We start from the raw sequence: 22391 nt of genomic DNA on the forward strand, positions 1-22391 counted from the left end.
TCAACCTTCTTTTAATTGATTTCATAGCGCTTTGCCGTTCACTAATTTATATCCAAGTCCGCGCACCGTAACTAAATGCTTTGGACTGCTAGGATTATCTTCAATTCGTTCTCGAATTCTTCGAATATGTACGGTTACTGTATTGTCGTCTACAAACTGATTATATCCCCAGACGGCTTCAAGCAGCTGTGATTTAGAAAGAACAATATTCATATTTTTACAAAAATGAAGAAGCAATAAAAACACTTGTGCGGGGCAAGAAACCGTTTGACCGTTCACAATGAGTTCTCCAGCCGATTCATCTACAGTAAAACGATCAAACTCATAGTGATTTGACGATTGTGGTTCCGTTCTTATAGAAGTTCCTTCAGTCAGCGCTTGCTTTCTGCGCAGTCGTGCTTTAATTCGTGCTGCAATTTCTAAAGGATTAAACGGCTTAGTTACGTAGTCGTCTCCTCCCATGGCGAAACCCGTTAGTACATCCAAGTCGGATACTTTGGCTGTTATGAATAAAATATACGCGTTTGAGAGCTCACGAATTTTAGGACAGATATCAAATCCGCTTTGATCGGGAAGCATTACGTCCAACAAAATAATATCAATTGTTTGATTATGTAAAACATCCAGCGCTTCTTGAGCGGTGTGAGCTTTATAAATTTGATTGAATCCTTCTTTTTTTAATACTGTCTCCAGCATTTTGACGATGGCAATTTCATCATCAACTAGCAATATAGACGCATCTTCCAACGTAAATCACCTCTGTTTCATTTCATACGTATTCGATTTTAGCATAAGAACATTACGAAAAGATTAACAAAATTGGAAAATGTTAAGGAAAAGATAATCTTCCGGTTATTTTCTTGAAAACTTCATTTCATATACTAAATGCACAGACACATAGTAAAGGAGTTAAAAGGATGAGTAATGATTTTAGGCGGGTTAAAGTAATTGATAGTATGAGAGGATTCAGCTTGTTTGGTATTTTACTAGCGAATATGCTGATTTTTCAATATGGCATTTACGGAAAGGATATGATTCATCTCTTCTCGCTATCACCAAGTGATTCAGCAGCCTATGTCTTTTTAAAAGTCGCGGTAGAAGAAAGTTTTATGCCGATTTTCACCTTTTTATTTGGCTATTCAATGGTGAAGATGAAAGAAAGCTTAGAAAGAAGGCAGCTAGGCGTAAAAAGGCATTTCTTTCGCCGTTTTCTTCTGCTTCTAGGGTTTGGTCTACTGCATGGAGTGTTTTTATGGGAAGGAGATATTCTTACGTTTTACGGAATGATGGGAGTATTTTTACTACTTTTCTTTTTAAACCGTAAAGCCAAAACACTATTGGTGTGGGCATCGATTTTGCTGATTCTTACAGGAGCAGCTGGTTATGGTTCATTAAACGATAATATGTATCTTCTTAGCGATAAACAAACGCTTACGACATATGTAAAAGATACGATTCATGTGTATGGAAGTGGAACTTATGAACAAATTAAAGACCACCGCAACAATGTTGATCCGATGAATATGGCAGGATATAAATTTGCTTTTGCCTTCTTGTTTACGCCATTTATAATGGGGGCTTTGTTTTTATTTGGTATGTATGCAGGAAAGGAAAAGTGGTTTTACGACGTTTCAGCTAATCAAAAACAGTATGGCCGTTGGGCGGCCGCGCTGATTCCACTTGGCTTGCTGTTAAAAGGAACTATGTACCTGTGGCCGGATGCTAATTGGGCTGGTTCTACACATATGTTAGGGGGAAGTCTTCTATCTCTTGGTTATATTGCAGGCTTTGCTTGGCTATATGCGAAATGTGAAAAGTCATTTTTGATGAAGGCTTTTGAAAGCGTAGGAAGAATATCACTTAGCAATTATTTAATGCAAACGGTTATATGCACGACGATTTTTTATGGCTATGGCTTAGGCTATTTCGGAAAGCTTGGCATGATTTCAGGAATTTTTGTCTGCATCGGTATTTACGGAATTCAGCTTATCGGCAGTTATATGTACGTGCAAAAATTTAAAACTGGACCGGTGGAAAAGCTGCTGCGCATATGGACAAATTTTTCTTGGAGTGGAAAGCCAAAAGAGAAAAAAGCTTTACCGACAGAAGTAAATCATCCTTTTGTTGGATGATAGCGGTCAAACTTATGTAAAAAGGAGATTTTTAAAATGTGGGCCATTAGTATAAAAGAGTTTCAAAGCTTATTTAAAAGTATTAAATCAATTATCGTTATTTTAATCGTATGCGGTGCTTCCTATGGAATAGCTTATGTAGTTAGCCAATTTGGAGGTCAATTGACAAGTGCACAAATTCAAGATGGAGCTAACGGTGGAATTTTGCTGATGCTTCTCGGGTTCGGACCTTTATTTATTTCAAGTCTTTCTCATAATGTTATTAATCAAGAAATTAAAACAAGAACAGCTAGATTTTTAGTTACCAAAACATCAAGAGAGCGTATTGTATTAGGAAAATTCTTAGGTATTTGTTGTTTCTGGCTTGTTTGTATCTCTATTTCTTTTCTACTGATTGCGTTTATTTCGCATCATTTTTCTTTTTTTACATTTTTAGAGTGCCTACTATTCACTATGTGTATGATTTCATTTGTATTAATGCTTTCAGCTTTGATGCCAAATCCAACTCATACCATGTTTTTATCGATTATTTTATCGCTTGTTTTACCGGTACTGAGTGAATGGAGCATGTTTTCCTCAAAAGAATATATTGCATGGTTTAAGTATGTAACGCCCTACTACTATTTAGAGCTGGAGAAAGGGTACCTACCAGTTCTTCTTATTTTTGCAGCACTTTGTTTATGTACGGCACTTTGGAGTTTTAAAAGGAGAGAAGTATAATATGTATGCTATTGAAACAAGTAAATTAACTAAAAAATATGGATCTACAACAGTTGTTAACGGTATTAATTTACAGATACCACAAGGAGAAATTTACGGGTTTTTAGGAAGAAATGGAGCAGGAAAGTCTACCTTTATTAATATGCTTACCGGCGTTTCATTTCCTTCAGCGGGAGAATTTACGCTGCTGGGACAGAGTGATATTGATTTAGAGCTTCAGAAGAAAATAGGTGTGCTTCCTGACTATGCTAACTTTTATGATGAGATGACAGCGCTCAATCATTTGCGCTATTTTTTAAAGATAAACGGCCATCGTTTTTCGAAAGAACACTGTAGTAATGTACTGAAGAAAGTAGGGTTAGAAGGACATGACCATCAGAAAGTTGGAAAGTTTTCATTTGGAATGAAAAAGAAGTTAGGAATTGCTCAAGCAATTGTAACAGACCCAGATCTTATCTTTTTAGATGAACCAACTTCTGGAGTAGATATTGAATCTGCTCTTCGCATTCATGAACTAATAAGAGAACTTCAAAATCAAGGCAAGACGATTTTTATGACGTCTCATAATTTAAATGAAGTCGAGAAGATTTGTACACGTGTAGCAATTATGAAAAATGGGGTCATTTTAATAGAAGGTACAATGGAAGAGCTGCGCTTTCAATATCAAGCGAAAAAAACGGTGATGATCAAACATGATCCTTATCCAAACAGTCACAAAGAATACATTCAACAGTTTTTCCGTACGTTGAGTCCCGAAGTTGAATACCATCACATGTACACAAAAGTGATGCTTCAAAAAGAAAGAAATATTCCTCTTATTATTCGCGAATTAATTCAATGCGGCATCGACATTTATCAAGTTCACGTCGAAGAACCTTCTTTAGAAGAAATCTTTTTGCAAAAAAATATTGTGGATCACTCACAGGTGAGTTAATGGGCGAAAGACCGTTGGTTTACTACTCAGCCTGAATACATTATTTATAAATACCAGTTAGGAAGCTTCTGACAAAAACATGTTCATTTTCTCAAGAAACTGATAAGATAGCTAATGACATTTAAAAATAAGAAAGGATTTCGATTATGTTATCAGCTATCAATTCAGTAGATTATACCATTTTCCACGCGGTGAATCAGTATGCCTCACACGTAAAGCCTCTAGATTCGCTGATGGTATTCTTTGCAGATTATGCCCAGTATGTACTTATCGTTTTACTCGGCTTATTTTTACTTATTAATAAAAACGGCAGCCGTGTTGTAGCATTTCAAGCTTTATGTGCTTGTGCCACAGGAGTCATTATCAATAAAGTGATTAGTTTATTTGCTTATCGAGATCGTCCGTTTATCTCTCACCACGTGAATCAGCTTATTGATCACGCCGCAAATTCTTCATTTCCAAGCGATCATGCTACATCTGCATTAGTTATCACTTTTACCATTTGGCTGCATTTCAAACGTTCAGGGCGCATGTGGGTTGTCATGGGCGTACTCATTGCCTTTTCACGTGTATGGGTTGGCGTTCATTATCCATTCGATGTGTTAACAGGAGCCGTTTTAGGCTGCGTGCTGGCGCTGTTTATTCATTATGTTATTTTTAATACGAAACTGATGAGGACTATTACTAACTTGTCTATTTTTCGAAAATCTGCTTATGACAAACAGTCTCAATATTATTAAGAAAAAGTCGCAAATACGCGGCTTTTTTTATTGGGAAATTTTTAATGTATTTAATACTTGTTTTTTAAAATTAAATTGTGTACAATTAAATTACAGAAACGATAAATAAAAAACTTTTAATAAAATTAATGAAAAAGAGGAGAGGTTTATACATGAAAGCTTTATATGAAACAACAGTCGTTAACACAGGTGGAAGAACAGGAGAAGTTCACTCTTTAGATAACATCTTTAACTTAGACGTTGCAACACCTCCAGCGCTTGGTGGAGAAGCAACAACAGCAACAAACCCAGAGCAGCTGTTTGCAGCTGGATACAGTGCTTGTTTCAACAGCGCGTTAGAATTTATGTTGAAAAAACATAACGTAGAAATCAAAAGCAGTGAAGTAAAAGCTACTGTTCAGCTGCTTCCTGATAAAGCTGATCAAGGAGTGAAAATTGGAGTAGCGCTTGAAGCTCATATCGAAGGCTTAGATTTAGAAACAGCGAAAAAATACGTAGACCTAGCTCACTCATACTGCCCGTATTCAAAAGCAATCAGCGGTAATGTAGACGTAACGGTAGAAGTAGTTTAATTTCTTTAAAAAGCCCTGCTAAGCATGTAAAGCTTAGCAGGGCTTTTTTATTTGAATTTTCTCTATTCATTTGTAAGCGGTACTAGTATAATGAGGAGGAAAATGAATCATTCGCACAGTTTAGGTGCTCTTACATAGCGTAAGAGGTAACAGGGAATCGAGTGCAAATCTCGAGCGGTCCAGCCACTGTAAGCAGGGAGTTTTCTATCTTATTGTCACTCAAAACGAGGAAGGCGGTAGAAAATGATGATCTCAAGCCAGGAGACCTACCTATTCTGTACACTTGACTCTTCTAGGAAAGAGGCGGTGTATCAAGGTACGCAGTGAGCAATTGCTGTTTATTTTCATATGCCGACACATCCTCAATTTCTATAGAATTGAGGCTTTTTTACGTTTTATTTTAAAAAAAGGAGTGTAGGAAATGGAAGGTTTATCAGTTTTTTTACTTGTCTTTTTATTAGGAATCAGGCACGGATTGGATGCAGATCACTTAGCTTTTATTGATGGCCAGACTCGATATAATTGGCGAATGGGCAGCCGTTTTGCCCCGTGGGTCGGAACGCTGTTTTCACTAGGTCACGGAGGAATGGTGGCCGTCACGGCCGGGGTGCTGGGCGTGGTGATGAAGAATTTTACGTTTCCATCGTATTTCGATCATTTTGCATCTTGGGTATCCATTATCTCTCTCTTTCTAATCGGGACATTAAACACATATCATTTGCTTCGAACCAAAAATAAAGAGGAAGAGTTTCAGCTGAGTGGGTTAAAAGGAAAGTTTATTCCGAAAATCGCAAAAGGAACAACGAATCCTTTTTTAATTATTCTTGTAGGAGCATTGTTCGCTTTAGCAGCCGAAACGGTCAGTCAAACGGCCGTGTGGTCTCTAGCTGTAGGGAACGCAGGCAAGTATACGCCGCTTTTGTTAGGACTAGTGTTTATGTTTGGTATGATGCTGACAGATACAATCGATTCGATGATTGTACATAAAATGGTGAATGAATTGAGTAAATTTGGACAATCTGCTTCCCGCTTGATGGGCTGGGTTATTGTTGTTCTCGCGTATGGTGTGTCGTTCTATTTAGCATTCACTTTCTTTAACCCATGGGCCGAAGTAAACTTTGAAATGGTTGGCGTTATTCTGTTTATTTTTTTAGTGTCTATGTTTGTTTTTGTGAGTGTGAAGTCAAAAGGGAAAAATATTAAAATAAATGTCAATTAGTCAAACGAAAGCTTTAATCTGTTAAAGATTGAAGCTTTTTTGTATGAATTTGTTGAAGTTTATGGCTATTTTGGGTCGGTTATGAATAAGTTAAAGTATTATCTGTATTTAAAGGATGGAAAATTGTCTGAAAACCATTATAATTAAGGATAATTTAAGGTCGTTATGTGAAACGTAGAACATAGTTATACGTACGATAAATAAAAGCATTTAATGCAAGCAGCAGGGGTTGTTTGGAGGAGGAATTGATTTGAGTCAGGTAATGGTAGAACAAAGCGTGTTTAGTTATTTAAAAGAACACGAACAAGAGATGCTTGAAGATCTAGTTGGATTTGTGAAAAAAGAATCACCGTCCTACAGTAAAGAGTTAGTAGATCAGTGTGGAATGTATTTAACGCAGCTGTTTCATAAACGGTTAGGGGTAGGATACGAAATCATAGAAGAAAAAGAAGTAGGAAACCATTTGAAATTTACGATTGGAGAAGGAGAAAAGCAGCTTTTAATTATCGGTCACTTTGACACGGTATGGGAAAAGGGAAGGCTGAGTCTAAGAACAGAGGGAAACAAGCTGTATGGTCCGGGAATTTTAGACATGAAAGGCGGCATTGTACAATCTATATGGGCGATTAAAGCGATTCAAGAGCTTGGCTTATCGCTCGATAAAAAAATTGTGTTTTTCTGCAATTCGGATGAAGAGATTGGGTCAATTTCTTCTAAAAAATACATTGAAGAAGAAGCGCAAAGAAGTGAAGCAGTGCTAGTAGCGGAACCGGCGGTGGCGGGTTCAGGTGCGTTAAAAACGTCGCGCAAAGGAGCGGGAATTTTCACCGTAAAAGTATGGGGACGAGCAGCACACGCGGGTAATCACCACAAAGAAGGAATCAATGCGATTGAAGAGCTGGCGCGCCAAGTGATTTTCTTGCAGGGCTTAACAGATTATGAAAAAGGTACAACGGTGAACGTTGGGACATTTACGGGAGGCAGCGGTACAAATGTAGTGCCGGAATATGCAGAAGCGCACGTGGATTTACGTGTTTCTACAGAAGAAGAAGCAAAACGTATGACGGATATTATTTTGAATTTAACACCCATTTTAAAAGGGATTAAGCTCGAAGTAACGGGAGGCATGAATCGTCCTCCGATGGTCAAGTCTAAACAAACGGAAGAGTTATTTGAATGCGCTCAGTCAATCGCGGCCAAACTGGGCATGAAATTAGAAGAAGCAGCTGTTGGAGGCGGAAGTGATGGCAATTTTACAGCGGCCATTGGCGTTCCCACGTTGGATGGGTTAGGAGCATGCGGAAAAGGAATACATGCGGAATATGAACATATTCAAATTGATACGTTGTCCGAGCGTTCTTCTTTATTTGCGAATTTGCTGCTGCAAATATAAAAAAAGCCCGCCTCAAACGGCGGGGACTAATCTGAAAGCTTATATTGGGAGAGTATAAGCTTTCTTTTTTTATTTACTGCTTTCTTCTTGAAGAGAAAAGGCAGTTTCTTTCTTTTTGAATACCACTGCATCAAGAGCAAGGAATTGACTTCCTGCAAGGAACAAGTGAGCAGACATGGCAATTAAGGCGATATCAAACTCAAAGCCGCCTACAAATCCGCTTTTAAGCTTGGCTGTAAAAATAGCGCCAAGCATAACTGCTACAAATAAAGCAGCTACAACTCTTGTTGCTAGACCAAGAATAATAAGAACCCCACCTACAAGTTCAATGGTTGCAACAATATATGCCATGAAACCAGGGATTCCTAAGCTGTCGAAGAACCCTACTGTATTTTCAATCCCGCCTTGCCATTTTTGAAAGCCGTGTACTAAAAATGTAAAACCTAATACTAAACGAATAATAAGTGAACCAATTTCGACGTTTTTATTCACTTTACTTCCTCCTTTAAGTGTATTTGAAAAACACTACGTTATGTAGTGTAAAAGCCCGAAAAAATAAACGTAGCAATTAAATCAGAAAGTTTTTCTGATTTGGATAATTTTACAACATTATGAACATCACACTACACATTGTAGTGTGATGTTTGTCCCCAGTCAAGTAAAAATATAAAATTAGACCATTTGGCATACAAAAATTTTCTGAAGGGCACTTGAAAAATCCTTTAATTATGTACAAGTTAGTACCTTATTTTCAATCTTATTCTCCAACATGCTATACTGATGGCGGAGGTGTTACGATGCGCTTAGAAAATAAAAGAGTTATTGCGCTTGTTAGTGCAGACTTTGAAGATCTAGAACTATGGTATCCAGTGATGCGTCTTCGAGAAGAAGGAGCAGAAGTACATTTAGTTGGAGAAAAAGCAAACGAAACGTACATGGGGAAATACGGTGTTCCAGCTCTATCGGACTACGCGTTTAAAGATGTTGATCCAGCTGAATATGACGCTATTTTAGTACCTGGAGGCTGGGCGCCGGATAAACTGCGCCGCTACCCTGAAGTAATTGAAATGGTTCGTCATATGGATGAACAGCAAAAGCCAATCGGCCAAATCTGCCATGCAGGATGGGTATTAATCTCTGCAAAAATCTTAGATGGCCGAAACGTAACAAGTACCCCAGGAATCAAAGATGATATGGAAAATGCGGGAGCTATTTGGCATGATGAAGCAGTCGTAATCGACGGCCACATCATTTCAAGCCGCCGTCCGCCAGACCTTCCGCCTTACGCAAAAGCATTTGCTGATGTACTAGCAGAGCAATAAGAAAAAAGCCGAAACCACATTGGTTTCGGCTTTTTTATAAGATCCGCTAAAAAAAGAAATGATAAAGTAAATAAAAAAGTATCATTAAAAAAGCGAGCAGATGCATCTGCTCGCTTTTGCTCGTGTTTCTTATCAGTAACTTGCTTTTTGCAAGTGTAAAAACAAAATGATTACTTTCTTTATAAAATCCATGATTACGGTTTTTGTATGTTTCGTTGTTGTTAGGGCACAATTAGCATTGATTGTGCTTGCATGGATTTCATCCATTGCCGCGGTTTGTTTTTCCACATGATCGATTAACCTAAACGACGCAAGCCCTACCTCTCTTGCATCCTTACGGCTCCGAAGCCGATCCAGTGTGAATAAGTTTTGTTCAAAGACATGTGTCGAATGCCAGTATTTTTACCTTGCATTGTACGATACATCCTTTCAAGTTACTTTCACTATGTCCAGCTCTTAAAGAAAAGCCAGAAATCTAAATATAACACCTCAGTTGATCTATGTCAAATAGAAAATATGATTTTTTCACGTGAAACAATTGTAGCTAAAACATGTTTAAGTAAAGGGATATCCTTTTTATATAGAAGAGTTTTTTGATACGATAAGCTAGAGGAATCCTAGAGGAGGATGAAAAATGAATAAAAATGAACAGTTTCGAAATGACGTATTGAGCAGTGTAGAATCATTAACATATGAACAATTAAATCAACAGACAGCATCTAATACATGGAGCGTTATGCAAGTATTAGAACATTTATATTTGATGGAGCGCATGATCGTTTCACGTGTAAAGAATCAGTTAGAAAACGGTGTAGATCAGCCGACTGAAGATAAGCCGTTTCATTTAGCGGTAGACCGTTCGCGAAAAGTAGATGCACCGGCTCAAGTTACGCCTTCTAATGAAATGCAGACATTAGAAGAAATGAAGAGTAAGCTGGCAGAATCAAGAGCGGCTTTAATAGAGCTAGAAGAAACAGCAAGTGAAGACAAGCTAAAGCAAAAATCGTTTCCACACCCTGTGTTTGGGTTAATGGATTTAAAGCAGTGGATTGATTTTATTGGCTATCATGAAAAGCGTCATCAAGAACAAATAGAAGAAATCAAAGCAACAATTGGTGCATAAAAAAACAGGCAGTCCGCCTGTTTTTTTATTTTTGGACCAAAATAGGATAGTCCGACATCATCCAAATACCAACACTGTATGTTTGGGGGTTATGGTTCCCCACGGTAGAACCTGTTTGAATCGTAAACGAGAGTTGCAGAGGGTCTTGATCGTAATAAATCGTTTGCTTGGTGGAAGGGGAATAAAGTCGCTTCGGAGGGATTTTAGGAACCGTATCCGTCGTGTTAACAAAACAGCGGCTATTTGAAACAAGATTTGTGTATGTTTGAACGAATTGAGGATCACCTACTCGAGGAGCTCCGTAGTTGTACATTGTAACTTCCGGAAAAGATGCGTTTGTGGCGACATCTAAGGCATGAAGAGCAGCGAGTGCACCACCTAGGCTATGCCCCGTTATATAAAGTGGCTTGGGGGTAAGGGAATGATACGTTTCAAAAATTTCATCACGGCATGATTCGTAAACGGCTAAAAAACCTTCGTGAACGAGACCGGCTTGTTGATTGTATGGATAAGGGCGCTGCCGAATGCGAGCATCAGCAATCCAATCTGCCTCAGATTGAGTTCCTCGAAAGGCAATGACGATAGAGTCATCAGATTCTAAAATAAAACCAAACCATTCTTGCACCCCTATCGCAGAAGCTTTAAACGATTTAATAAGCCGGTAGCCTTCAGGTACATCAAATGTGCCTCCCTGTGCGTATTGCTTATAAGCTAAGACGCACGCATAAAGAAGGTCTAGAGCTAAAGGACGATAAAATAAAGGCTCTATTCTCATCATTGTTTTTCACACCTTCTAATAGAAAATAACTCCTATAGCCTATGTGCTCCTGAGAAGAAAGGTGCAGATGTCTCTCTTTTGAAAGCGGTAATTATCAAAACAAACGGTTTATCGTTGGATGTTTTTGAGGATTTTATAAATTTTTTGTGTATTTTAACTAAAAATGAGTTTTAATTTAGAGTTTTATTGTTAAAATTTATAATTTAACTTATAATTTAAAATAGTCTGAATGAAAAATAAGGGGGTTATCGTTTGGAGCAATTTGTAACGAGTTTGAATAATGTGCTATGGAGCACACCTGTTATTTATGGGTGTCTTGCGATCGGCCTATTTTTCTCAATTTTAACGAGGTTTTTGCAGGTAAGACACTTAAAAGACATGGTTATGCTGATGTTTCAGGGTAAAAGCTCAGAAGCAGGAGTTTCTTCTTTCCAAGCCCTGTCTTTAGCGCTGTCGGGACGAGTCGGAACAGGAAACATTGCTGGAGTTGCAACAGCTATCGCTTTTGGAGGTCCAGGAGCTGTATTTTGGATGTGGGCAGTTGCTTTTATTGGTGCTTCTAGTGCATTCATCGAATCAACACTTGCTCAAATTTATAAAGTTAAACAAGATGGCCAATATCGAGGTGGTCCAGCGTACTACATTGAAAAAGGAACAGGTATGAAATGGTATGGCATTTTATTTGCTATTGCAGCACTTGTTGCGATGAGTATTTTAATGCCGGGCGTTCAGTCTAACTCCATCGCGCTTGGCATCGACAACGCATTTGGCGTTAGTCCAACGGTTACAGCAGTAGGATTAGTTATTATTCTTGCTTTTATTATCTTTGGAGGCGTTAAGCGTATTGCAGGGGTGGCCCAATTCGTTGTACCTTTTATGGCACTTGGGTATATTATTTTAGCTCTTATTATTATTGCCATGAACATTTCCGAGTTGCCGGGAGTTATCGCTCTTATTTTTAAAAGTGCTTTTGCATTGGATTCTGCTTTTGGAGGAATCGTTGGTTTAGCTGTTTCTTGGGGAGTTAAGCGCGGCATTTATTCAAACGAAGCAGGACAAGGAACAGGGCCGCATGCAGCAGCTGCAGCAGAAGTTTCACATCCGGCGAAACAAGGCCTTGTACAAGCTTTTTCGGTTTATATTGACACACTGTTCGTTTGTTCAGCAACAGCGTTTATGATTTTATTCACAGGTATGTACAACACGGAAGGACCAGGTGGTTCATTTATTATTTCAAATTTACCAGGTGTAGAAGCAGGGCCTGGATTTACACAAGCCGCTATTGAAACAGTGTTGCCGGGATTCGGAGCTGGCTTCGTGGCAGTAGCCTTATTCTTTTTCGCGTTTACAACGATTATGGCTTATTATTACATTGCTGAAACAAATATTGCTTACCTAACTCGCGGAAAGAATGGAAAGTGGGCTATGCTTGCATTAAAGCTTGTCCTTCTAGGAGCTACGTTCTACGGGTCAGTTAAACAAGCATCACTAGCTTGGGCGTTAGGTGATGCTGGACTTGGTATCATGGTATGGCTAAATTTAATTGCTATCTTAATTTTAGCTAAGCCTGCGTTAGTTGCATTAAAAGACTATGAAGCTCAGAAAAAACAAGGGGTAGACCCTGTGTTTGATCCTGTTAAGCTAGGAATTAAAAATGCAGACTACTGGGAGAAAGAATATAAGAAAGATGAGTCACAAGTTTCGTAAACAAGAAAATCCTCACATATGTGAGGATTTTTTTATGAAGAAAGTGAGACAGATGAGTTATTTAAGTTATATCGATCCTTCAAACAATGAATACGGTGTAGTTCTTCAAGCAGATGGTGAATTGCAAGCAGTTCGTAAAGCATTGTTGTTTCCGTTGAAAAAGGCTGATCCCCTCTGTTTTCTTCCTGCTTATGTGCCCAAAACCTTTGTTTTAAAGTCAAAACAAGCATTTGATGCTGCAAAGAGCTTTTATATTGTTCATTTTGTAAGACGTTATGAAAGGAAGTGAATGTATCCCATATTACTTGATGTCTTGCACTTTGCAGCTGATGAGCAGGCAAGTAAATTAAATTACCAATATGGTAGACAAGCTGCCTCATAAGAGAAAGTTTCTTATATTCATAGTGGAATTTTCTCATAGCTGTACGAGTGAAATGATGAAACTTCCATTCTTTTCGCTGATACTCACAAAGCGTCTCAATTTTTTCAATTTCAGCGGAAAGCTGCTGAAATTGAAGCTTTGTTTGTTTATGACAAGCATGTACTTGGGAAAGTTCGCTTCCTCTTTGCTGTAAAACGCTGCTCATTTGTTTTGAGAGATTTTGAATTTTCCTCGTAATAATAGGTGTATAATTAGGAGGAAGAACGATGATATTCACAAGTGAAGAAGTAAGCAGCCCAATACTGGTGGTCGCTAAGCGAATTAAAAACGAGATGAAATAATGATCGTGCACAATCGTCAGCATAGCTATTCCTGTTAGCGTGGCAACGAGTGTTCCTGCATGCAAACGCAATTTAGAACAGGATATAATAGTAGAAACAGCAACAAGCATATAGGTAAGCGGCGTCACTCCTAATAGAAATGTGTAAAGCATGGCAAAAGCAGCTCCGATTGCTGAAGCAGGAAAGCGGATGAAAGCTTTTTTAATAGAATCGGCAGCTGTTGGTTCAATCGTAACAATAGCTGTAATAACAGCGAGCATATACGGCCAGCCAATAGACTGGCAAATGAGCGCAGTTAAAAAAACGGCAATGCCTGTTTTAATAATACGACCGCCTAAAAAATTGAATTTTTTTATGTTAATCATTATGCATACCTTCTTTAAAACAGTTAGTAATTTAATTATAAGGCATATTAAGGTGATAGGAAAACCCGTCTTAAAAACTAGCTTTTAAAAAACGAATAAATATACTATAATTTGTTTAAATATTTAAAAGAGGAGTACAACTAATGAAACAATTAATAAATGAAACAATTAATAACTTACAGGATACATTTTATGATGTAAGCAAATATATTGGGCAAAACCCTGAGCTTGGTCACGAAGAATTCAAAGCGTGCAAAGCATTAACGGATGTTTTAAAAGAACAAGGGTTCACAGTTGAAATTGGTACATGTGACTTGCCAACGGCTTTTACTGCTGTTTATGACAGTCAAAAGCCAGGTCCGTCGATTGGGTTTATGGCTGAGTACGATGCTTTGCCGGATCTCGGACATGCATGCGGACATAACTTAATTGGAACCATGTCGATTGCAGCTGGTATTGGTCTTAGTAAAGCAGTTGCAGAAACAGGCGGTAAAGTATACGTATATGGAACGCCTGCAGAGGAAACACGAGGCGGCAAAGTAACGATGGCCGAGCAAGGCATTTTTAATCATTTAGACGTAGCTATGATGGTACATCCTTATTACTGCCACCAAAAAAGCGGACGTTCTCTTGCGATGGATGCCATTCAGTTTGAGTTCTTCGGAAAATCCGCGCACGCAGCTGCTGCTCCTCATGAAGGAATCAACGCGTTAGACGGCGTATTACAAACGTTCAACAGCATTAATGCGCTTCGCCAGCATGTGAAGCCGGATGTACGCATTCATGGAGTGATTACAGAGGGAGGCAAGGCGGCCAACGTCGTACCGGATTATGCAGTAGCGCAATTTTATGTCCGCGCTTCAACTCGTGCATATGTAGATGAAGTGACAGAGAAGGTGAAGGCATGTGCAAACGGCGCTGCTCTAGTCACAGGAACAAAATTAAAAATCTCAAACTATGAGTTTTCTTATGATGATATGCAAACGAATCAAACATTATCCGATGTCTATACAAATAATCTCATCTCATTAGGCGTGAGCGAACAAAGCATTACGGAAGACCAAGGCGATCATGGATCTTTAGATATGGGGAATGTAAGTCAGGTTGTTCCGGCTATTCATCCGTATATTCAAATTTGTGATGATTATTTTGTTTGTCATACGCACGAATTTAGAGAAGCAGCTTTAAGTGAGCAAGGAAGAGAAGCAATGATACTTGGGGCACAAACAATGGCATTAACAGGATATGACGTATTAACAAATCAAACGCTGCTCCAAAAAATCAAAGAAGAATTTAATGCTACAAAGTAAGAGGTAATGATAAAACCATACCAAATAATACGCTTGCGACTGCAAGCGTATTATTTAGTATGAGAAGCGGGACTGAATGGTTTGGAAAATTTGACCGTGGCGCTGTTCATCGCTCGCAGCTCGAACAATGCGGCTTTGAATTCGAGCATTTGTGATTCTTCTAGCGATTGATTGATAAAATGGAACGGTTTCTACTTCATCTTTAATGGATTCAGAGACCCCTTCTTGAAAAGTATTTGGCAGTTTTATGTTTAATGAAATCTGTGGGTAGCTGCCTGATAAATCATAATGGGCTTTAGAAAACCAGTCAAAGTGTTTAATTTCATCCTGCCGAATACCTAATATAGCTTGTTGAAACTGATTATTAGGAGCCAGTTCTGCTAAGCGTGTATAGTAGTGAATAGCGGAAAACTCATCGCTTACAGCTTTGTTTATATCTCTTAGAAGCTGTTCGTCTAGTCTTGTATCATCTTCCCAATATTCTTCATGCCGAGAGTAAAATTCATACATATGGATATACCTCCTCACCGTTTTGTTCTCTTGTCGTCACCATCATCGTATGTATAGACGAGAAAAGGCGTACATTAAAAGAAAAAAGTTTAACAAAATGGTAAAAAGGGTACGTGCAGAGAATAGTATCAAAAAAGACAGAGGTTATCTTATGATTAAAATTGTAGCTAAAACCAAAGAAGGAGCTATTAAAGAAATAGAAATGAATGAGATTCGTTCAAGCCATGACTTTCAATGGTATTGGGTTGATTTTTACAATCCCACCGAGGAAGAAAAAAAGCAGCTTGAACAATTTAATTTTCATCCTTTAGCAGTTGAGGACTGTTTAAATCAAGGTCAGCGCGCTAAATTTGAGCTGTATGATGAGCATTATTTTTTAGTCTATTATGCCCTTCATAAAGAAGAGCTTGAGCACTTAGAAGTATCTGCGTTTGTAGGGGATAACTTTTTAGTCACTTACCATATGGATAAGCTAACGAGCGTGGCTAGGGTGTGGGAGCTTATCAAAAAAGACCCTGAGGCTACCGAAGATGGAACATGGGATATCATGTATGAACTCTTAGATCATACCGTTGACGAATACTTCCCTGTGCTTTATAAATTTGAAGATCACATAGACGACATTGAAGACAATGCAAAAGACGAACCTATGGATGAATTAATGAGGCAGCTTTATGACATCCGAAGTGATTTGTCACGAATGCGCCGCATTTTAAACCCCATGAGAGATTTAATGTATCGTATTATGTCAACTAATGCGTTAAAAGCAAAAGAGCAGGTTCGCTATTTTAATGATATTTATGACCACTTATTAAATATGATTGAAATTATGCAAGCGAGCAGGGATTTGTCAAATGATATTCGAGAAAGCTTTATGTCCATTAACTCGGATCGTATGAATTCAATCATGTTTACGCTAACGCTTATGTCAGCTATTTTCTTACCGTTGACGTTTATTGCTGGTCTCTATGGCATGAACTTTTCATATATGCCGGAACTGACGGGGAAATATAATTATTTTATTGTACTTGGCATTATGATTGGGCTTGTAGGCGTAATGGTCTTTGCCTTTTATAAAATGGGATGGTTCAAATATCGAAAAGGACCAAAACTATAAAGTAGATTGTTAACCTTCCTGTATAAATGTTAATCAACTCAGTAAAAATGAAATTAAATAAGCGAAGATCTTATCTGACTCTAGATAAGATCTTTTTCTTGTGCTATAAACAAGAAAAGCAGGGAAGCGAGGGAAGAATGTGAAACACGGAAGAATGGGTCTGCGAAGCATCACGGTGCTGCTTGTATGCATGGTGGTGATTCTATCGCTATTGTTAACGGATTTATTAGTTAGCAGTTCAATTGGAAAAAATATTCGGGATCAACAGGCTGAAAAAGCTCGGACTATTGCTACGATTATTTCAGAATCAACGAACGTGAAAGAAGGACTAGAGACAAAAACACCTCAGTCAATTCAAGAATTTACTAAACGAATTCGTGAAAAATCAAGCGTCTTGTTTATCGTTGTTATGGATATGAATGGAATTCGCCAATCTCACCCAGATCCTAAAAAGATAGGAAAGAGGTTTGCCGGAGGCGATGAGCAAAAATCATTGCACGGGAAATCTTATGTATCTGTATCAAAAGGAACGCTTGATAAATCTCTGCGCGCTTTTGCACCTATTTATAATGAAAAAAATCAACAAATTGGTGCAGTAGCTGTGGGGATTTCTTTGAATAATGTAAATGAAGCAATTAGAGATGGGCATCGTCGAATTGTTTTAGGTTCATTAATTGGTTTACTTGTAGGCGTTCTTGGTGCTATTTTATTAGCGAATTACATAAAGAAAATTTTATTTGGTTTGGAACCTTTTGAAATTGCTAAAATTCTAGAAGAGAGAAGCACCATGCTGCAGTCGGTTCGTGAAGGAGTGATAGCTGTTGATAAGGAAGGTAATATTACACTTGCTAATCGTTCTGCACGCCGCTTATTTGTTAAAGCAGGGTTAGCACCAGAGCCAATCGGTTTGTCTATTCGAGAATATATGCCAACCTCCAGGTTAGACGATGTTTTGTCTACGGGGGAATCTCATTATGATGAAGAGCAAGTCATAAATGGAGTAGCCATTGTGGTTAATAGGGTTCCGCTAGTAGTAAACGAAGAGATTGTAGGGGCACTTTCTACGTTTCGGGATAAAACAGAAGTTAATATCTTAGCAGAACAACTAACAGGTGTTAAAATGTATGTGGAAGCGCTTCGAGCACAATCGCATGAATTTATGAACAAACTTCATGTGATTTTAGGAATGGTGCAGATGAATTATTATGATGAGCTAAAAACGTATATTCATCAGCTTGTTAATCACCGTGTCGATGAATCTAGTTCAGTGACTAAATCTATTAAAGATCATGCGTTGGCAGGGTTCCTCATGGGCAAAATGAGTTATGCTAGAGAAGAAAGCGTAGAACTGACGTTTTCCGCTGATGAAGTTATTCCAGAACCTTCAGATCCACACGTTACTCATCATCTCATTACCATTATTGGAAATTTAATTGATAATGCAATTGATTCAGTTTGTCATCAAGCCTCTAAAAAAGTGTCCGTTATGCTTGTGTATAAAAACAATAAACTTACGATTCAAGTCACGGATACAGGCTGCGGCATTCCTTCCGATACAATGAATCAGATTTTCAAGAAAGGCTTTTCTACAAAAGGAACGAGCAGAGGGTTTGGGCTGCATTTAGTGAAGCAAACGATTGATGAACTAGGTGGCCAAATCGTCATTGACTCATTTATAAATAGCGGTACCACATTCTATATTGATATTCCGTACGAAACAAGGAGAGATCAAGTTGATTAAAGTATTAATTGTTGAAGATGACCCCATGGTTGCTCAGTTTAATCAAAAGTACATTGAAGAGATAGAGGGGTTTACAGTAGTCGCTGTTGCTCATTCGGGTCATGAAGCCTTGGTGAAGGTAAATGAATATCAAGTTGATTTAGTGCTGCTTGATGTCTTTATGCCTGGACAAAATGGTTTGAAAGTTTTACAAGAGATTCGAACAAAACAAGAGGAAATAGACGTTATTTTTATCACGGCTGCTTCGGATGCCCAAACGATTCAGCAAGCTTTACGCTACGGAGCGATTGATTATTTGATTAAGCCTTTTACATTTGAACGCTTTTATCAAGCACTTTCGGCTTACAAACAAACATTTCGTACGTTAAAACAGCAACCTCAGCTTAATCAACAGGAATTAGACGGGCTGCTGTCTAATAAAAAGATAAAAGAAGCTCCGGTAGAGCCGTTGCCTAAGGGTTTAACGACAGGAACATTAGAAGTTATCGTAGAAGCCATTGAGTATCTTAAAGATCACCCTTTTTCGACTGATGATGTAGCTGAAAAAACGGGAATTTCAAGAGTGTCTATTCGGAAATATTTAAAATTTCTAACAGATATAGGTCTTCTTGGAGAAAGAATGACTTACGGCACAATAGGACGACCTGTGTATGCGTACTTATACAATGAACAAAACCGTCACTTGCTGCATCACTACCTCGTTGACTTTGAAAAATAAAGAGATTGACCTGTCAGAGAAGTCCGGTGCTATTTTGTCAGTGTGAGAATATTTTACTGTAGAGTGCGGGTGAGTTAAGTGGTATGGTTGATAATAACAAAGGAAAAAACAAGTCGTTTGACTGAAAAAGAGGTGGTTTCTTGATTGAAAGCATAGAACGCTTGACTGAATTACTGTTATCAGGGAATCAAGATGAAGCTTGGAATATTGTGTGGAAAAAAAGACAGCAGGGTTTCGATACATTTTATATTTTTCAGCAATTCATTTCAGTGTCAATGGCTCAAATCGGTATGATGTGGGAAGAAGATGAAATTTCAGTGGCTGATGAACATTTAGCTACTACTACCTGTGACTATGTTTTGGCACGCTATCAATTGTGTATAAGACAAGAAGTTATTAAAAATGAAAAAAAAGGTCTGTTTTTGTGCATAGAAAATGAACAGCATTTTTTAGGTTTAAAAATGATTTCCATTCTCTTTGAAGAGCACGGATGGCAGACGAAACTTTTAGGAGCAGATTCTCCGCTTTTACATGCAACGCACGCTGTTGAACAATGGAAACCTGATTTAGTAGGAATCTCGTTCAGTTTAACCCATCATATAGAAAAAGCAAGCGAATATATAGAAGGATTACAAAAGACAAAACATCAGCCGCTTATTTTAGTTGGAGGCCGAGTAGTTTCAAACTATAAGTTTCCTCTTGTTCAAACAAATCAAGTTCGATTTATTGCACAGTTAGAGGAGTTGAAAGAGTTTTTTCATTATCAATCAATTAGGGGGATTAAGGTTGTCGACTATTAAATATGCTCCGCTTCCGGTTTTTATTATGGATGAGGAAATGAATATTCTAGCGCAATCTGATGAAGCAGCTGCTTTATTCGGAGAGGTTCAACATTTTTTAGAAATTGTTGACGAAGATAGTCAGAACAAAGCTAGAAAACGATTAGGGCAGAAGAAAAAAATAAAAACAGAATTAGTCATGCATTCGCGCAAAGCTAAAATGTCTCTTTATACCGTGAATTGCAAATGGGAGCAAGATAAGGCGCATGTAATATGTGTAGAGGAAGATTCTCAAATTAGGATTCTTTCAGAAAAAATCGAACAACATACAGCGCGTTTATCTGAAACAGACTTAGAACTGCTGCTGCAAAAAGAACGATTAGAAAAAGCAATGAACCGAGTTATAGAACTGTCGGGACCGTTTATTCATTTATCGAACAACATGGTGCTTATACCTCTGTTTGGCGATTTGTTTGAGGAAGTCATCATGAAAAATGAACATCGGCTGCTCAGACAAATAGATGAAGAAACGGTTGATCGAGTTATCATTGACTTTAATGGAATAGGTCAAATTGATGAACGAGGTGTTGCAGCCCTAGAACATTTAATATGGGAATTTCAGCTAATGGGTGTACAAATTTATCTAACAGGTGTGACACCCGATCATAGTCAATGGCTTCACCAGTATCATTTTCAAGCAAATGTAAAATCTATTAGTAACTTAGGTCAGGCCATTCATCAATTTTTTACAACGGCATGAAATGACTACAAAAAGTGAACACTTCATATAAAGACAATAAGACAGGGGATCAATACTGATAAACAGGTGATTAAAATTTGGTGAAACACGCGCGTAAAGTAGCTTTAAGAATTTCAATTATATATATCATTATTGGCGCTGTATGGATCTTGATATCTGATAATATATCTAGAACATTAGCGCAAGGTCGTTTTGAAGTATATATTTTTTTTCAACAATACAAAGGTTGGTTTTTTATTTTAGCTACGGGGATTATTTTGTATGGGTTGGTATATAGGAGAGCTTATAAACTAGTGGAGTCCCAGCAAGAGCTCGTAGTAAAAGAACACGAACTTCAAACGAGCAATCAGCACTATCAATCTTTATTCAAACATAATCCCGATGGCGTTTTTGAAATAAGTAAAACGGGTGAAGTTCTTCTTGCTAATCCAGAAGGTGAAGCAATCGTTGGATACTCCAGTGAAGAATTACAAAGGATGAAACCTTCAGCTCTTATCGCAGCTGAAGAGTTTGATATGTGTAAAGAGTATTTTAAAGAAGTGCTGAATGGAAAAGGTGCTAAGTTCGAAATGAATGTGATCAATAGAAAGAGAGAAAGACGGTTGCTTAGGTGTTCTTTGCTTCCCATCATCGTTCATAAGCAGGTAGTAGGTGTATTTATGATTGCACGCGATATTACTACATACCGTCAAGATGAAGAGCTTATGATAACCTCGGAAAAAATGTCGGTTATTGGACAAATGGCAGGTGCCGTCGCACATGAAATTAGAAACCCGCTTACTTCTTTAAAAGGCTTTGTACAGGTTATGCAAGCCTCTAAGGAAACAAATGACACATATTTAGATATTATGATGTCTGAAATCGACCGCATCAACTTAATCTCCAGTGAAATGCTCATTCTTGGAAAAAAGCAGCATGTATCTTTTGAAAAGACCAATTTATGCGAGATTTTAAAACAAGTTATTACCCTAATGGAAGCGCAGGCCAATTTAAATAATGTTTCTATTTTATTGAAAGAAACAGCCAAAAGGCCTATTTATGTTTCAGCTGATGCAAATCAGTTGAAACAAGTGTTCATCAATGTGATTAAAAACGGTGTAGAAGCTATTATGGAGAAAGGTCATATTACAATAACAGTTGAAGAAAAAGATACACGAGCATTGATTCACTTTGAAGACAATGGAATCGGAATGAGTCAAGAGAGGATTGAACAAGTAGGAACGCCGTTTTATTCTACAAAAGAAGCTGGCACTGGCTTAGGGCTGGCCGTGTGTTACAAAATCATGGAGCGTCATCAAGGTACCATGCATTTTAAAAGCGGTAAAGGAAAAGGGACAACGGTTACTATTGATATGCCAATTATAGAACGAAACAGCCGCCTCTCGTAGTTCAGAGAGGCGGCTGTTTTCTTGAAAAAGAGGCAGTAAGCAGCTGAGCCCTTTGCGTCTAGATCCATATAGGACATAAAACCTTCTTCTTATACAAGTTTTCGTCCATAATAAAGAGGATCATATTGTTTTCTATAGAAGCAATAGTGTATCATAGTTGAAGCTATGTTTATTGATGTAGAAAAGTTAAGGCAACAACCGATTTTTCTACTGACGGATTGACAGGGTCCCTTGGGATAAGAAAGGTTTATTTATAAATAGAAATTAAGGTCAGTATTAACGCACATGGCCACTGATACATTCGTTTAATTGAAATGAAAAAATCGTTTATAATATCGAG

23 protein-coding genes, 1 pseudogene and 1 riboswitch are annotated in these 22391 nt (G+C 38.0%); of the genes and pseudogenes, 17 read left to right on the forward strand and 7 right to left on the reverse strand.

Annotated elements, in window-relative coordinates:
• Positions 1 to 21: 21 nt before the first annotated feature.
• The gene (locus ACN6NE_RS12515; protein ID WP_474325424.1) at positions 22 to 747 is read right to left on the reverse strand and encodes a response regulator transcription factor; all 726 of its coding nucleotides are present in this window, start codon (positions 745 to 747) and stop codon (positions 22 to 24) included.
• Between the two features lie 170 nt (positions 748 to 917).
• Between ACN6NE_RS12515 and ACN6NE_RS12520 the strand changes: the two genes are divergently transcribed.
• The 7 genes from ACN6NE_RS12520 to ACN6NE_RS12550 all read left to right on the forward strand — a co-directional run bounded on the left by ACN6NE_RS12520 (position 918) and on the right by ACN6NE_RS12550 (position 7710).
• Positions 918 to 2132 carry a DUF418 domain-containing protein gene (locus tag ACN6NE_RS12520; RefSeq protein ID WP_474325425.1) on the forward strand — a complete coding sequence of 405 codons (1215 nt, stop codon included), beginning with the start codon at positions 918 to 920 and terminating at the stop codon, positions 2130 to 2132.
• Positions 2133 to 2168: 36 nt separating this feature from the next.
• Entirely contained in the window at positions 2169 to 2852 is a 684-nt protein-coding gene (locus ACN6NE_RS12525) for an ABC transporter permease (RefSeq protein WP_129705810.1), read from the forward strand.
• A 1-nt stretch (position 2853) separates the two neighbouring features.
• Positions 2854 to 3786: an ABC transporter ATP-binding protein gene (locus ACN6NE_RS12530; protein ID WP_474325427.1), complete on the forward strand. Its 933-nt coding sequence runs from the start codon at positions 2854 to 2856 to the stop codon at positions 3784 to 3786.
• Between the two features lie 146 nt (positions 3787 to 3932).
• Complete coding sequence (locus ACN6NE_RS12535; protein ID WP_474325429.1) at positions 3933 to 4526, forward strand: undecaprenyl-diphosphatase; 594 nt, start codon at positions 3933 to 3935, stop codon at positions 4524 to 4526.
• 152 nt (positions 4527 to 4678) lie between these two features.
• Positions 4679 to 5098, forward strand: coding sequence for an organic hydroperoxide resistance protein (locus ACN6NE_RS12540; protein ID WP_013055083.1), 420 nt, complete (start codon positions 4679 to 4681; stop codon positions 5096 to 5098).
• A 105-nt stretch (positions 5099 to 5203) separates the two neighbouring features.
• Positions 5204 to 5386: riboswitch (cobalamin riboswitch) on the forward strand.
• Between the two features lie 133 nt (positions 5387 to 5519).
• The gene (locus tag ACN6NE_RS12545) at positions 5520 to 6317 is read left to right on the forward strand and encodes a HoxN/HupN/NixA family nickel/cobalt transporter (RefSeq protein WP_474325430.1); all 798 of its coding nucleotides are present in this window, start codon (positions 5520 to 5522) and stop codon (positions 6315 to 6317) included.
• Positions 6318 to 6546: 229 nt separating this feature from the next.
• Positions 6547 to 7710 (forward strand): M20 family metallopeptidase, encoded by a 1164-nt coding sequence (locus tag ACN6NE_RS12550; protein ID WP_057240203.1) that lies wholly within the window; start codon positions 6547 to 6549, stop codon positions 7708 to 7710.
• A 69-nt stretch (positions 7711 to 7779) separates the two neighbouring features.
• Here ACN6NE_RS12550 and ACN6NE_RS12555 read toward each other — a convergent pair whose 3' ends face one another.
• Positions 7780 to 8202 carry a DoxX family protein gene (locus ACN6NE_RS12555; protein WP_060746104.1) on the reverse strand — a complete coding sequence of 141 codons (423 nt, stop codon included), beginning with the start codon at positions 8200 to 8202 and terminating at the stop codon, positions 7780 to 7782.
• 305 nt (positions 8203 to 8507) lie between these two features.
• On the opposite strand from ACN6NE_RS12555, the gene ACN6NE_RS12560 reads away from it, so the two are divergent.
• Positions 8508 to 9032 (forward strand): type 1 glutamine amidotransferase domain-containing protein, encoded by a 525-nt coding sequence (locus tag ACN6NE_RS12560; RefSeq protein WP_129705818.1) that lies wholly within the window; start codon positions 8508 to 8510, stop codon positions 9030 to 9032.
• A 132-nt stretch (positions 9033 to 9164) separates the two neighbouring features.
• Here the strand turns inward: ACN6NE_RS12560 and ACN6NE_RS12565 are convergent, their stop codons facing one another.
• Entirely contained in the window at positions 9165 to 9320 is a 156-nt protein-coding gene (locus ACN6NE_RS12565; protein ID WP_014461889.1) for a hypothetical protein, read from the reverse strand.
• Between the two features lie 346 nt (positions 9321 to 9666).
• Between ACN6NE_RS12565 and ACN6NE_RS12570 the strand changes: the two genes are divergently transcribed.
• Complete coding sequence (locus tag ACN6NE_RS12570; RefSeq protein ID WP_129705820.1) at positions 9667 to 10155, forward strand: DinB family protein; 489 nt, start codon at positions 9667 to 9669, stop codon at positions 10153 to 10155.
• Between the two features lie 25 nt (positions 10156 to 10180).
• On the opposite strand, the gene ACN6NE_RS12575 is transcribed toward ACN6NE_RS12570, so the two are convergent.
• Positions 10181 to 10933 (reverse strand): lipase family protein, encoded by a 753-nt coding sequence (locus ACN6NE_RS12575; RefSeq protein WP_474325432.1) that lies wholly within the window; start codon positions 10931 to 10933, stop codon positions 10181 to 10183.
• Between the two features lie 252 nt (positions 10934 to 11185).
• On the opposite strand from ACN6NE_RS12575, the gene ACN6NE_RS12580 reads away from it, so the two are divergent.
• On the forward strand, positions 11186 to 12640 hold the full coding sequence (locus tag ACN6NE_RS12580) for an alanine/glycine:cation symporter family protein (RefSeq protein WP_129705824.1): 1455 nt from the start codon (positions 11186 to 11188) through the stop codon (positions 12638 to 12640).
• Positions 12641 to 12672: 32 nt separating this feature from the next.
• Here ACN6NE_RS12580 and ACN6NE_RS12585 read toward each other — a convergent pair whose 3' ends face one another.
• The gene (locus tag ACN6NE_RS12585) at positions 12673 to 13728 is read right to left on the reverse strand and encodes an aromatic acid exporter family protein (RefSeq protein WP_474325434.1); all 1056 of its coding nucleotides are present in this window, start codon (positions 13726 to 13728) and stop codon (positions 12673 to 12675) included.
• A gap of 143 nt (positions 13729 to 13871) precedes the next feature.
• Between ACN6NE_RS12585 and ACN6NE_RS12590 the strand changes: the two genes are divergently transcribed.
• A complete protein-coding gene (locus ACN6NE_RS12590; RefSeq protein ID WP_129705828.1) occupies positions 13872 to 15038 on the forward strand; it encodes a M20 family metallopeptidase in 1167 nt (388 codons plus the stop codon).
• Positions 15039 to 15092: 54 nt separating this feature from the next.
• On the opposite strand, the gene ACN6NE_RS12595 is transcribed toward ACN6NE_RS12590, so the two are convergent.
• Positions 15093 to 15548: a ferritin-like domain-containing protein gene (locus tag ACN6NE_RS12595; protein WP_474325436.1), complete on the reverse strand. Its 456-nt coding sequence runs from the start codon at positions 15546 to 15548 to the stop codon at positions 15093 to 15095.
• 151 nt (positions 15549 to 15699) lie between these two features.
• On the opposite strand from ACN6NE_RS12595, the gene corA reads away from it, so the two are divergent.
• The 3 genes and pseudogenes from corA to ACN6NE_RS12610 all read left to right on the forward strand — a co-directional run.
• On the forward strand, positions 15700 to 16665 hold the full coding sequence (corA, locus tag ACN6NE_RS12600; protein WP_013055095.1) for a magnesium/cobalt transporter CorA: 966 nt from the start codon (positions 15700 to 15702) through the stop codon (positions 16663 to 16665).
• A 154-nt stretch (positions 16666 to 16819) separates the two neighbouring features.
• Positions 16820 to 18406 (forward strand): DcuS/MalK family sensor histidine kinase, encoded by a 1587-nt coding sequence (gene dcuS, locus ACN6NE_RS12605; RefSeq protein WP_129705928.1) that lies wholly within the window; start codon positions 16820 to 16822, stop codon positions 18404 to 18406.
• Positions 18399 to 18731, forward strand: a pseudogene (locus ACN6NE_RS12610) (response regulator); the annotation flags it as partial. The gene dcuS and the pseudogene ACN6NE_RS12610, both read left to right, overlap by 8 nt.
• Positions 18732 to 18972: 241 nt before the next feature.
• Here the strand turns inward: ACN6NE_RS12610 and ACN6NE_RS12615 are convergent.
• The gene (locus tag ACN6NE_RS12615) at positions 18973 to 19122 is read right to left on the reverse strand and encodes a DUF952 domain-containing protein (protein WP_350494489.1); all 150 of its coding nucleotides are present in this window, start codon (positions 19120 to 19122) and stop codon (positions 18973 to 18975) included.
• Between the two features lie 142 nt (positions 19123 to 19264).
• On the opposite strand from ACN6NE_RS12615, the gene ACN6NE_RS12620 reads away from it, so the two are divergent.
• The 3 genes from ACN6NE_RS12620 to ACN6NE_RS12630 all read left to right on the forward strand — a co-directional run bounded on the left by ACN6NE_RS12620 (position 19265) and on the right by ACN6NE_RS12630 (position 22051).
• Positions 19265 to 19924, forward strand: coding sequence for a cobalamin B12-binding domain-containing protein (locus tag ACN6NE_RS12620; protein WP_129705836.1), 660 nt, complete (start codon positions 19265 to 19267; stop codon positions 19922 to 19924).
• Positions 19911 to 20663, forward strand: coding sequence for an STAS domain-containing protein (locus ACN6NE_RS12625; RefSeq protein ID WP_116516602.1), 753 nt, complete (start codon positions 19911 to 19913; stop codon positions 20661 to 20663). Before ACN6NE_RS12620 ends, ACN6NE_RS12625 begins: the two co-directional genes overlap by 14 nt.
• Positions 20664 to 20743: 80 nt before the next feature.
• On the forward strand, positions 20744 to 22051 hold the full coding sequence (locus tag ACN6NE_RS12630) for an ATP-binding protein (RefSeq protein ID WP_240702579.1): 1308 nt from the start codon (positions 20744 to 20746) through the stop codon (positions 22049 to 22051).
• Positions 22052 to 22391: the final 340 nt, after the last annotated feature.

It is taken from the genome of Priestia sp. 53B2 (genome assembly GCF_056099005.1).

Excerpts from the sequence above, each read along its gene's own strand:
- ACN6NE_RS12520 (WP_474325425.1), top strand. The coding sequence starts at position 918 with ATGAGTAATGATTTTAGGCGGGTTAAAGTAATTGATAGTATGAGAGGA.
- ACN6NE_RS12525 (WP_129705810.1), top strand. The coding sequence starts at position 2,169 with ATGTGGGCCATTAGTATAAAAGAGTTTCAAAGCTTATTTAAAAGTATT.
- ACN6NE_RS12530 (WP_474325427.1), top strand. The coding sequence starts at position 2,854 with ATGTATGCTATTGAAACAAGTAAATTAACTAAAAAATATGGATCTACA.
- ACN6NE_RS12535 (WP_474325429.1), top strand. The coding sequence starts at position 3,933 with ATGTTATCAGCTATCAATTCAGTAGATTATACCATTTTCCACGCGGTG.
- ACN6NE_RS12540 (WP_013055083.1), top strand. The coding sequence starts at position 4,679 with ATGAAAGCTTTATATGAAACAACAGTCGTTAACACAGGTGGAAGAACA.
- ACN6NE_RS12545 (WP_474325430.1), top strand. The coding sequence starts at position 5,520 with ATGGAAGGTTTATCAGTTTTTTTACTTGTCTTTTTATTAGGAATCAGG.
- ACN6NE_RS12560 (WP_129705818.1), top strand. The coding sequence starts at position 8,508 with ATGCGCTTAGAAAATAAAAGAGTTATTGCGCTTGTTAGTGCAGACTTT.
- ACN6NE_RS12570 (WP_129705820.1), top strand. The coding sequence starts at position 9,667 with ATGAATAAAAATGAACAGTTTCGAAATGACGTATTGAGCAGTGTAGAA.
- ACN6NE_RS12575 (WP_474325432.1), bottom strand. The coding sequence starts at position 10,933 with ATGATGAGAATAGAGCCTTTATTTTATCGTCCTTTAGCTCTAGACCTT.
- ACN6NE_RS12585 (WP_474325434.1), bottom strand. The coding sequence starts at position 13,728 with ATGATTAACATAAAAAAATTCAATTTTTTAGGCGGTCGTATTATTAAA.
- ACN6NE_RS12590 (WP_129705828.1), top strand. The coding sequence starts at position 13,872 with ATGAAACAATTAATAAATGAAACAATTAATAACTTACAGGATACATTT.
- ACN6NE_RS12595 (WP_474325436.1), bottom strand. The coding sequence starts at position 15,548 with ATGTATGAATTTTACTCTCGGCATGAAGAATATTGGGAAGATGATACA.
- corA (WP_013055095.1), top strand. The coding sequence starts at position 15,700 with ATGATTAAAATTGTAGCTAAAACCAAAGAAGGAGCTATTAAAGAAATA.
- dcuS (WP_129705928.1), top strand. The coding sequence starts at position 16,820 with ATGGGTCTGCGAAGCATCACGGTGCTGCTTGTATGCATGGTGGTGATT.